This window comes from Rhodoferax sp. GT1R46 (assembly GCF_056521285.1).
The window spans coordinates 75,073-86,186 of the sequence record NZ_JBWMBC010000010.1 but is presented as its reverse complement, the minus strand read 5'-3'; the positions used below and the strand labels follow the sequence as shown (position 1 = coordinate 86,186).

Sequence of the window (11,114 nt, the reverse complement as noted above, 5' to 3'; positions counted from 1 at the left end):
AAAAGGCCGGGCGAAGCCCGGCCTTTTTGAACCGGCGGTATGCAATCAGTGGCCCGAAGCGACTGACGCGCCCAGACCGGTCTCAGATCGTACTTGCTGCGCCTTGTAGGCTGCGCGCTCTTGCGCGGCCTGTGGGCTGCGGTCGAGGATCGAGAACAACCATACGCCCACGAAGCCAATCGTGATCGAGAACAGTGCGGGTGACGAGTACGGGAACCAGGCCGAGCCTTTAGGGTTGCCCATGGTGGCTTCCCAGACCGAAGGTGACACGATAGTCAGGCCCACGGCTGCGATCAGTCCCAGAAAGCCGCCAATCACGGCGCCCTTGGTGGTGCAGTCTTTCCACAGCACCGACATGAACAGCACGGGGAAGTTGGCAGAAGCCGCAATCGCAAAGGCCAGAGACACCATGAAGGCAATGTTTTGCTTCTCAAACGCAATGCCCAGAGCCACCGCCACCACACCCAGTGCCAGTGTCGTCAAACGGGAAATCTTCAGCTCTGAAGCGCTGTCAGCCTTGCCCTTTTTGATCACGGTCGCGTAGATGTCATGTGAAACAGCAGAGGCGCCCGACAGAGTCAAGCCCGCCACCACAGCCAGAATGGTTGCAAATGCCACGGCCGAGATGAAGCCGAAGAACACATTGCCGCCAACCGCTTTGGCCACCAGCACCGCAGCCATGTTGGCCGAGCCGCCGCCGCCCTTGATGACGCCTGTGACAACGTTGGCAAATTCAGGGTTGGTTAACACCAGGGTGATGGCGCCGAAACCGACGATGAAAATCAGCACATAGAAGTAGCCAATCCAGGTGGTCGCCCAGAACACGGATTTACGTGCTTGCTTGGCATCAGGCACGGTGAAGAAGCGCATCAGGATGTGGGGCAGACCCGCAGTACCGAACATCAGTGCCATACCGAAGGAGATCGCAGAGATAGGGTCCTTGATGAAGCCGCCGGGGCCCATGATGGCGCGGCCAATTTCCGCGGGATCCATGGCTTGCGCCTTGGCCAGGGCTGCCGCTGCAGTGGCCTGTGCTTCAGGCGTGGAGGCCGCTGCTGCGGCGACCGCGGCGGCCGCGGCTGCCGATTCCTTGGCGTGGCCTGCGAGCAGGGTTTTGACTTCAACACCCTTGGCAAACAGGGCTTCGAAGCTGAAACCGAATTCGGCCATCACCATGAAGGCCATGAAGGTTACGCCAGCCAGCAGCAAACAAGCCTTGATGATCTGCACCCAGGTGGTGGCCGTCATGCCGCCAAACAACACGTAAATCATCATCAGCGCGCCGACGATCACCACGGCCATCCAGTATTCCAGACCAAACAGCAGTTTGATCAGCGAGCCGGCGCCCACCATTTGGGCGATCAGGTAGAACGCCACCACCACCAGCGTGCCGGAAGCCGCAAAAATGCGGATCGGCTTTTGCTGGAAGCGATAGCCGGCTACGTCGGCGAAGGTGAATTTGCCCAGGTTGCGCAAGCGCTCAGCCATCAGGAAGGTGATGACGGGCCAGCCGACCAGAAAGCCGATCGAGTAGATCAGGCCGTCATAGCCAGAGGCCATGACCGCTGCCGTGATACCGAGAAACGAAGCCGCAGACATGTAGTCACCTGCAATGGCCAGGCCATTCTGGAAGCCGGTAATGCCGCCGCCGCCCGTGTAGAAGTCGGCAGCCGATTTGGTTTTGGCAGCCGCCCATTTGGTAATGAACAGGGTGCCCACCACAAAAACGCCGAACATGCTGATGGCGACCCAGTTGGTGGGTTGCTTGTCAACTTGTCCGAGGTCACCGCCAGCCGCTTGTGCTGCAGCCGCTGCCAGCAGTGCTGTCAGGGCTATCAGGAGTTGGAGTCCGGCCTTCATTTCGAAGCCTCTTTCAGAATTTCAGCGGTCAAACGGTCGTATTCACTATTGGCACGGCGAACATACAGGCCGGTGATGGCGATAGTGAAAACGATGACGGCCATGCCCAGGGGAATACCCAGGGATGTGACTCCATCGCCAATGGGCTGCGCAAGGAAGGGCTTGTTAAAAGCAATTAGTGCGATGTAGCCGTAGTACACAACCATCATGACGGCGGTCAGCAGCCATCCAAAGGTATTGCGTTTTCTGCGAAGTTCGTGGTACTTCGGGTTGGCCTCGATTTTGGCCACAACGGGATCAATCATATTTCTCCTCCTGCAGTGATTCAGCTTTGACAACAGCCCAATACAGGCGTTGCAGGGGGTGGATCTTGTGCGGGTGGTCTGACTAAGTCCTTACGAGACAAAAGGAAATACTAGGACTTTCCCTAACTCTCCGCCGTGTAAAAAATCACGTTTTTCTTCTTTGGATGGCATTTCTTCCATGATGAGAAATGAGTCATAAGGGTTTGCCCTTGCTCTGTAAGTTTGGCAACAGCTTGAAGTCAGTTGCTGTTGGAGTCGTGTCAGAAATGGGTCAGAACCAGACAACATAGTCCGGGCACCCGCTCTTATCGGGTGGTTGGATTTATTTTTATAAGGAGACGAATTTATGGCAACAGTAGCCCCACGTCCGATGTCCGCAGAAGAGAAGAAAGTCATCTTCGCTTCTTCGCTCGGTACGGTTTTTGAATGGTATGACTTCTACCTGTATGGCTCGTTGGCAGCCATCATCGCCAAGCAGTTTTTCAGCGGCCTGGACGAAGGCTCGGCTTTCATTTTTGCGTTGCTGGCTTTTGCTGCCGGTTTCATCGTGCGTCCTTTTGGCGCGCTGGTGTTTGGCCGTCTGGGCGACATGATTGGTCGCAAGTACACCTTCCTGGTGACGATTCTGATCATGGGCTTGTCCACTTTCATCGTGGGTATCCTGCCTAACTACGCCACCATTGGTGTGGCCGCCCCCGTGATCCTGATTGCCTTGCGCATGTTGCAAGGCCTGGCGCTCGGCGGTGAGTACGGTGGTGCTGCTACCTACGTGGCGGAGCACTCCCCACAGGGCAAACGCGGTGCGTACACCTCGTGGATTCAGACCACTGCAACCTTGGGCCTGTTCCTGAGCTTGATGGTGATTCTGGGTACCCGCACCGTGATCGGCGAATCAGCGTTTGCGGACTGGGGTTGGCGTGTTCCGTTCCTCGTGTCGATTCTGCTGCTGGCCGTGTCGGTCTACATCCGTTTGAGCATGAACGAGTCTCCTGCTTTCACCAAAATGAAGGCGGAGGGCAAGACCTCCAAGGCGCCTTTGTCGGAGTCCTTCGGTCAGTGGAAAAATCTGAAGATCGTGATTTTGGCCCTGATCGGCTTGACCGCGGGTCAGGCTGTGGTCTGGTACTCCGGCCAGTTCTATGCCTTGTTCTTCCTGACCCAGGCATTGAAAGTGGACGGCGCAACGGCCAACATCATGGTGGCGATCTCCCTGATCATCGGAACCCCGTTCTTCGTGATCTTTGGTTCATGGTCTGACAAGATTGGCCGCAAGCCGATCATCATGGCCGGTTGCCTGCTGGCTGTGGTGACTTACTTCCCGGTGTTCACCGCGTTGACCAAAGCGGCCAACCCTGATCTGGCCGCTGCTCAAGCGGCGAACAAAGTGACGGTGACTGCGAACCCTGCCGAATGCTCGTTCCAGTTCAACCCCACCGGTACCGTCAAATTCACCAGCTCTTGCGACATCGCCAAACAGGCATTGGCCGGCGCTTCGGTGAGCTATGACAACGCCGCGGCACCTGCGGGTACGGCAGCTACGATCACTGTGGGCACCACTGTGATTCAAGGCTACACCTCCAAAGGCTTGTCCAAGGAAGATGCCAAGACACAGGGCGATGCATTCAAGAAATCCCTGGCGGATGCTTTGAAGGCAGCAGGCTACCCAGCCAAGGCTGACATGGCCAAATTTGACAAGGTTACCGTTGTTGCCATCCTCACCTACCTGGTGATTCTGGTCACCATGGTGTACGGCCCGATTGCAGCGATGCTGGTGGAAATGTTCCCAACCCGTATTCGTTACACATCGATGAGCCTGCCTTATCACATTGGTAACGGCTGGTTCGGCGGCTTGCTCCCAACGACGGCATTTGCCATCGTGGCGCAAACCGGCAACATGTACAACGGCTTGTGGTACCCGATCATTATTGCCGGTATGACGTTTGTCATCGGTATGTTGTTCGTCAAGGAAACCAAAGACGTGGATATCTACGCAAACGATTGATCATTGAGTTGAGTTAACGGCCCCGGACCTTCATGGCCCGGGGCCTTTTTTATTCGGAGTCTGTATGTGGAAAATTGTGGTGGGTTTTATCGTCTTTGCGGGTTTGGCTCTGTACATTCTGAGCAAGGGCGGCGACATTGACATGGGTGGTGAAAAGCACGGAATGGATGACAGTCATGCGCCTGCTGCAGCTGCGGCATCTGCGCCCATGGCCGCCGCCAGCGCAAACAAGTAAACTGCGTGCACAAAATATCCGGAAATACCGGAATAAGACAACGGCTAACTGGGGAGGGGTTTTCTAAATGATTAGAACGGACCCATGAAATACATCAAAACTGAGGCAGGTCAGCAGGCGTTCAAGGAACGCTCTGCCGCGTTGTCGTCGCGTCAGCGAACGGCTTTCATCATGTTCGATGGCAACAAGACCGTGGAGCAGGTGCTGATAGCCACATCCGGCATGGGCGTCAATCCGACCGATGTGGACCATATGGTGGAGCTCGGGTTTCTGAGCCCGGCGCCGGGTCAGGCATTGCTGGCGGAGGCGCAGGCTGCGCAGGCGGCCGCACAACTGTCCGCCGTTGAAGCCTTCAGCGCGCGCTCTGCGCAAGACCGTTACAAAGAGGCCAAACCGCTGGCGACCCAACTCACCGCCAAGCTGGGCTTGCGCGGATTTCGGCTGAACCTGTCGGTTGAATCGGCTAGCGGCTTTGATGACTTGTTGGTCTTGCTGCCCAAAATCAAGGAGGCGGCAGGCCCTCAGGCTTGTCAGGAATTGGAACGCGCCCTCAACGGCTGAGGGCAACTGCCTAGAATGTCTTTCCCCAACCGGAAAGACCATTCACTATGTCCCAGGGCACCATCCGCATTCGCGGAGCGCGGCAGCACAATCTCAAAAATCTTGACCTGGACATCCGTACCGGTGAATTGACGGTCGTAACTGGCCCCAGCGGCTCGGGCAAGTCCAGTCTGGTGTTCGACACCCTGTACGCCGAAGGCCAGCGCCGCTACGTCGAGACCTTTTCTGCCTACGCCCGCCAGTTTCTGGACCGCATGGACAAGCCAGCGGTCGACAAGGTGGAGGGCGTGCCCCCGGCCATCGCCATTGACCAGACCAACCCGGTGCGCTCCAGCCGCTCCACCGTGGGCACCATGACGGAGCTCAACGACCACGTCAAGCTGCTGTATTCGCGTGCGGCGCAGTTGTTTGACAAGGCCACCGCCTTGCCGGTGCAGCATGACACCGCAGAGACCATCTACGCTGAGTTGCTGCGCCGTGCCGCAGGCTTTGCGCCCACACCCGATCCGCGACTGGTCCTGACTTTTCCGGTCGAGCTGCCCGCCAGCACCACGGCAGAGGAATTGACGCAGTGGTTATCCGCCAGCGGATTCACCCGCATTCAGGCGGAGCGGGAGGTGGCGACCGTCAGCGGCCCGCGCAAAGTGCTGGATGTGGTGGCAGACCGGTTTCGCATGGCCGGTGTGGAAAAAGCCCGCGCCCTGGAAGCGATTGAGACGGCGCTCAAGCGCGGCAGCGGCCGGTTGAATGTTTATGTATTAAACGATGCTGTAGCCCCCGTCGATATTGCGCAAGGCGCTCCTGATTCAATAGCAAGTGCGCCATTGCCCGATTGGCGCTTTTCCACCGGCCTGCATTGCCCGCAGAGCGATTTGCGCTATGCCGACCCCATTTCTTCGATGTTCTCCTTCAACTCGGCGGTGGGCGCCTGCGAGGCCTGCCGCGGTTTTGGCCGCGTGGTGGGAGTGGACTATGGCCTGGTCATTCCCAACGACAAGCTCACCCTGCGCGCGGGCGCTGTCAAGCCCATGCAGACTCCCGCATGGCAAGAGGCGCAGGACGACCTGATGCGCCATGCCGAGGCCGCAGGCATTCCGCGCGACACGGCCTGGTACAAGCTCACGCCCGAGCAGCAGGGCTGGGTGATCAACGGTTCGCCTAACTGGAACGGCAAGTGGAACCAGCACTGGTTTGGCATCAAGCGCTTCTTTGCCTACCTGGAGACCAAGGCCTACAAGATGCACATTCGGGTGCTGCTGTCCAAGTACCGCAGTTACACGCCCTGCGGCACCTGCGGTGGCGCGCGCTTGAAGACCGAAAGCTTGCAGTGGCGCATGGGCACCAAGGCCCAGGCCGATGCGGTATTGGCCCCGGAAAAGCGCTTCATGCCGCAGGGCGTCACCTGGAGCCGCGCCCAACTGGAAGCGCTGCCGGGCTTGTGTCTGCACGACCTGATGCTGATGCCGATTGACCGGCTACGGACGTTTTTCGACGCATTGCAATCGGCACCCGTCACTTCGGCCACCTCGGAGGCCGACGTCAAAACCCTGAAACTGTTGCTGGAAGAAGTCTGCACCCGGTTGAAATACCTGTGCGATGTGGGCATTGGCTACCTCTCGCTGGACCGCCAAAGCCGTACCCTCAGCGGCGGTGAAGTGCAGCGCATCAACCTGACGACTGCGCTGGGCACCTCGCTGGTCAACACGCTGTTCGTACTGGACGAACCCAGCATCGGCCTGCACCCGCGCGACATGCACCGCATCATCGTGGCCATGCAGCGCCTGCGCGATGCCGGAAATACGCTGGTGGTGGTGGAGCACGACCCGGCCGTGATGCTGGCCGCCGACCGCATGATCGACATGGGCCCCGGCCCAGGCGAGCGCGGTGGGCAAATCGTGTTTGATGGTTCGACCGAAGACCTGCGCAGTGCGGACACGCTGACTGGTGCGTATCTGGGCGGCCGCAAGCAAGTGGGCATGGGCTTCAAGCGGCTGGTGGCCGCCAACACGCCGCGCCTGATTCTCGAAGGCGTCACCGAGCACAACCTGAAGAATGTGTCGGTCGAGATTCCGCTGCAGCGTCTGGTGTGCATCACCGGCGTGAGTGGTTCCGGCAAGTCCACGCTGATTCAGGATGTGCTGGCGCCAGCGCTCTTGCGCCACTTCGGCAAAGCCACCGAAACACCGGGAGCCCACGCCCGCCTGCTGGGCGCCGAGCTGATCAGCGAAGTGGTGTTTGTGGACCAGTCGCCCATTGGCAAAACCGCGCGCTCCAACCCGGTGAGCTATGTAGGTGCATGGGATGCCGTGCGCGAGCTGTTTGCGGGGGCGGACTTGTCGCGTGAGCGTGGCTACACCGCCAGCAAGTTCAGCTTCAACGGCGGTGACGGGCGTTGCCCCACTTGTGGTGGCTCGGGTTTTGAGCATATTGAAATGCAGTTTTTGAGCGACGTGTATTTGCGTTGCCCTGATTGCGATGGCAAGCGCTACCGCCCCGAAATTCTGGAAGTAACGATTGAGCGCCCGGGTGCCGTTGGCGCCCCGGCAGTGCGCCTGAATGTGGCCGATGTGCTGGCCCTCACGGTCAGCGAAGCCGCGGCTATTTTTGCCGGCGACCGCGATGTGATTCGTGCACTGCAGCCCATCGTGGATGTGGGGCTGGAGTATGTGAAGCTGGGCCAACCAGTGCCCACCTTGTCGGGTGGCGAGGCACAGCGCCTCAAGGTGGCGGGCTTTCTGGCCGATGCGGCCAAGAGCAGCTCTGCCAGCCGCCAGGCCGTTGCGCGGCGCGGCACCTTGTTCATGCTGGATGAGCCCACCACCGGGCTGCATTTTGATGACATTGCCAAGCTGATGCGGGCCCTGCGCAAGTTGCTCGATGCTGGCAATTCACTGGTGGTGATTGAGCACAATCTGGACGTGATTCGGGCGGCCGATTGGCTGATTGATCTGGGGCCGGAGGGGGGCGATGCGGGGGGCGAAGTGGTGGCTTTCGGAACGCCGGAAGATGTGTTGTTGCACCCGACGTCGCATACCGGCAAGGCGCTGCGGGAGTATGCCGCAGCCATGGGGGTGGTGCATCTGGTGGCTGAGCCGCGGGCTGCGTATTTGGCGCTCGCTGCGGATAACTGCATTCGCATCGTCAACGCGAAAGAGCACAACCTCAAGTCCTTGTCGGTGGATATTCCGCGGGGCAAGTTCAATGTGGTGACGGGCGTGTCGGGTTCGGGTAAATCGACGCTGGCATTTGATATTTTGTTCAACGAAGGGCAGCGTCGCTATCTGGAGTCTCTCAACGCCTATGCACGTTCCATCGTGCAGCCCGCAGGGCGGCCCGAGGTGGATGCGGTGTATGGCATACCGCCCACTGTGGCTATTGAGCAGCGGTTGTCGCGCGGTGGGCGCAAGTCCACGGTGGGCACGACGACCGAGGTGTGGCACTTCTTGCGGCTGCTCTACGTCAAGCTGGGCACGCAGCACTGCATTTATGACGGTGCGGCGGTGGAGCCGCAGTCGGCGGACAGCATTGCGGCGCAGTTGCTCAAAACCTTTCGCGGTCAGCACATTGGGCTGCTGGCACCGCTGGTGTCCGGGCGCAAGGGCGTCTACACCGAGCTGGCCGACTGGGCGCGTCCGCGCGGCTTCACGCATTTGCGGGTGGATGGCAACTTCTTGCCGACCACGGCTTTTCCGCGCATTGATCGCTTCAAGGAACACAACATCGAGTTGCCCGTTGCCAGCCTCGATGTGAACCCGGCACAAGAGGCGCAGCTGCGCGCGGCCCTGGCCACCGCGCTGGTGCATGGCAAGGGCGTGGTACATGTGCTGGGCGGCATGAACGGCTTGAAGGAGGCCATGCTGGCCGGCACGTCGGCCGCTGGCATTGGCACGGTGCAGGTGTTCTCCACCAAGCGCGCGTGCCCGGTGTGTTCTACGTCGTACGTGGAGCTGGACCCACGCCTGTTCAGCTACAACAGCAAGCACGGCTGGTGCCCTGATTGCGTGGGCACTGGTGTGGCTCTCACCAAAGACCAGCGCAAAGTTTTTGACGATTCGGTAAAGGACGACGACAACAAAGGCCGCGAGCAAACCTTTGCCGAGGCCGATATTGAAGACCTGGTGGATGCCGCGTGCCCCACCTGCAAAGGCACGCGCCTGAACGCCACCGCCCGCGCGGTGCAGTTCAACGCAGTGGCTATTACCGACATTGCGCGCCTGAGCGTGTCCGACATCCGCAAGTGGGTGCAAACGCTGCAAGTGGCCGGCGGCATGACCCCGCGCGAGGCCGACATTGCGCGCGACCTGGTGCCCGAAATCCGCAGCCGTCTGGAGTTTCTGGAAGAAGTGGGTCTGGGCTATCTGACGCTGGACCGCGGTGCGCCCACGCTCAGTGGTGGCGAGGCGCAGCGCATTCGGCTGGCCGCGCAGTTGGGCAGCAATTTGCAGGGTGTGTGCTACGTGCTGGACGAGCCCACCATTGGCCTGCATGCGCGCGACAACAAGATTTTGCTGGGTGCCTTGCGCTCGCTGAGCGACAAGGGCAACACGCTGGTGGTGGTGGAGCACGACGAGGAAACCATTCGCCATGCCGATCACATCATCGACATCGGGCCCAGCGCGGGTAAGCGGGGCGGGCGTTTGGTTGCCGAGGGCTCTGTTGCGGATATTCAGGCGGCTGGTGAGTCGCAGACTGGCCGGTATTTGTTGCATGCGATGCAGCACCCTATGGCTTTGCGGCGGTTTGTTGTGTCGTTTGAGGATTCATTGGCGCTGGATGCGGCAGAAGCCGCTACGCCGGGAGCCTCATACGCAAGCTTCGCTAGCTCGAAATCGGCACCCGGCGTACCGGCTTCAGCCGCGGCTGCTGCGAGCGTGGCGGGGGTCAAAGCACCCAAGGGAAAAGCTGCGAAGGCTGCCGCAGTAGCTGCAGCAAATGCGGCCGCCAGCGTGATGGCGAACGCTGAATTTGTAGACCGTGCGCGCACCAACGCCGCAGGCACGGCTCTCGCTGCGGGCCCAGCCATGACAGCAAACCCAGCCCCCCCCGAGCCCATCACCTGGCTCACAGTCAAAGGTGCCAACCTCCACAACCTGCAAAACGTCACCGCCCATATCCCTTTGAAGCGCCTGGTCGCGGTTACCGGCGTCTCGGGCTCCGGCAAGTCAACCCTTGCGCGGGACGTTCTGCTGACCAACGTGCAAGTCGCCGTACAAAAACGCAGCACCAAAGCTGGCCGCGATGCATTCGACGCGGGCGAGAAAATCCTGTGGACTGGCTGCGACGGCGTCACCGGTTTCGAGACCATCGACCGCGTGCTCGAAGTCGACCAAACTCCCATCGGCAAAACCCCGCGTTCATGCCCCGCCACCTACATTGGCTTTTGGGACACCATCCGCAAACTCTTTGCCGACACGCTGGAGGCCAAGGCTCGTGGATACGCGGCCAATCGTTTCAGCTTCAACACCGGCGAAGGCCGCTGCCCCGGTTGCGAAGGGCAGGGCATCCGCACCATTGGCATGAGCTTTTTGCCCGACGTGAAAGTGCTGTGCGAAACCTGCAAAGGCGCGCGCTTCAACCCCGAAACACTGGCTGTGACCTGGCGCGGCAAAAGCATTGGCGACGTGCTGCAAATGGAGGTGGACGAAGCGGTGGGCTTCTTCGCCGCCATGCCCAATATCGGCCACCCGCTGCAACTGCTCAAAGATGTGGGCCTGGGCTACCTCACGCTGGGGCAACCCTCGCCCACGCTCAGTGGTGGCGAGGCGCAGCGCATCAAGCTGGTGACCGAACTGTCCAAAGTGCGCGATGACATCACCAAGCGCGGCAACAAAGCGCCGCACACGCTGTATGTGCTCGACGAGCCCACCGTGGGCCTGCACATGGCCGATGTGGAAAAGCTCATCCACGTGCTGCACCGCCTGGTGGGTGGCGGCCACAGTGTAGTGGTGATTGAGCATGACCTGGACGTGATTGCCGAAGCCGACTGGGTGATTGACCTGGGGCCGGACGGCGGAAATGCCGGTGGGCAAGTGGTGGCCGCAGCCACCCCTGAAGCCGTGGTCACGCTGGCCACGCACACCGGCGTGGCTTTGGCCGCCGTGCTGGCACGGTAATACCTTTAACCGACAGACAACTTTTTATAACAGGAGAC

The 11,114-nt window shown here is 60.1% G+C and carries 6 protein-coding genes; 4 read left to right on the top strand and 2 right to left on the bottom strand.

The window, feature by feature from the left end; all coding sequences use genetic code 11:
* Window positions 1–45: 45 nt before the first annotated feature.
* Together AC097W_RS18620 and AC097W_RS18615 are read right to left on the bottom strand one after the other, a co-directional pair.
* Window positions 46–1,860: a cation acetate symporter gene (locus AC097W_RS18620; protein WP_479604124.1), complete on the bottom strand. Its 1,815-nt coding sequence runs from the start codon at window positions 1,858–1,860 to the stop codon at window positions 46–48.
* The gene (locus AC097W_RS18615) at window positions 1,857–2,165 is read right to left on the bottom strand and encodes a DUF485 domain-containing protein (RefSeq protein WP_479604123.1); all 309 of its coding nucleotides are present in this window, start codon (window positions 2,163–2,165) and stop codon (window positions 1,857–1,859) included. The genes AC097W_RS18620 and AC097W_RS18615 overlap by 4 nt, the downstream gene beginning before the upstream one ends.
* Window positions 2,166–2,511: 346 nt before the next feature.
* Between AC097W_RS18615 and AC097W_RS18610 the strand changes: the two genes are divergently transcribed.
* The 4 genes from AC097W_RS18610 to uvrA all read left to right on the top strand — a co-directional run bounded on the left by AC097W_RS18610 (window position 2,512) and on the right by uvrA (window position 11,076).
* The gene (locus AC097W_RS18610) at window positions 2,512–4,167 is read left to right on the top strand and encodes an MFS transporter (protein ID WP_479604122.1); all 1,656 of its coding nucleotides are present in this window, start codon (window positions 2,512–2,514) and stop codon (window positions 4,165–4,167) included.
* A 64-nt stretch (window positions 4,168–4,231) separates the two neighbouring features.
* Window positions 4,232–4,402 carry a hypothetical protein gene (locus AC097W_RS18605; protein WP_479604121.1) on the top strand — a complete coding sequence of 57 codons (171 nt, stop codon included), beginning with the start codon at window positions 4,232–4,234 and terminating at the stop codon, window positions 4,400–4,402.
* An 84-nt stretch (window positions 4,403–4,486) separates the two neighbouring features.
* Entirely contained in the window at window positions 4,487–4,963 is a 477-nt protein-coding gene (locus tag AC097W_RS18600) for a hypothetical protein (RefSeq protein ID WP_479604120.1), read from the top strand.
* A gap of 47 nt (window positions 4,964–5,010) precedes the next feature.
* Window positions 5,011–11,076, top strand: a complete 6,066-nt coding sequence (gene uvrA, locus AC097W_RS18595) for an excinuclease ABC subunit UvrA (protein WP_479604119.1) — start codon at window positions 5,011–5,013, stop codon at window positions 11,074–11,076.
* Window positions 11,077–11,114: the final 38 nt, after the last annotated feature.

What these genes read in the sequence shown, in the direction of transcription:
- AC097W_RS18620 (WP_479604124.1), bottom strand. Translation starts at nt 1,860, where the DNA reads ATGAAGGCCGGACTCCAACTCCTGATAGCCCTGACAGCACTGCTGGCA.
- AC097W_RS18615 (WP_479604123.1), bottom strand. Translation starts at nt 2,165, where the DNA reads ATGATTGATCCCGTTGTGGCCAAAATCGAGGCCAACCCGAAGTACCAC.
- AC097W_RS18610 (WP_479604122.1), top strand. Translation starts at nt 2,512, where the DNA reads ATGGCAACAGTAGCCCCACGTCCGATGTCCGCAGAAGAGAAGAAAGTC.
- AC097W_RS18605 (WP_479604121.1), top strand. Translation starts at nt 4,232, where the DNA reads ATGTGGAAAATTGTGGTGGGTTTTATCGTCTTTGCGGGTTTGGCTCTG.
- AC097W_RS18600 (WP_479604120.1), top strand. Translation starts at nt 4,487, where the DNA reads ATGAAATACATCAAAACTGAGGCAGGTCAGCAGGCGTTCAAGGAACGC.
- uvrA (WP_479604119.1), top strand. Translation starts at nt 5,011, where the DNA reads ATGTCCCAGGGCACCATCCGCATTCGCGGAGCGCGGCAGCACAATCTC.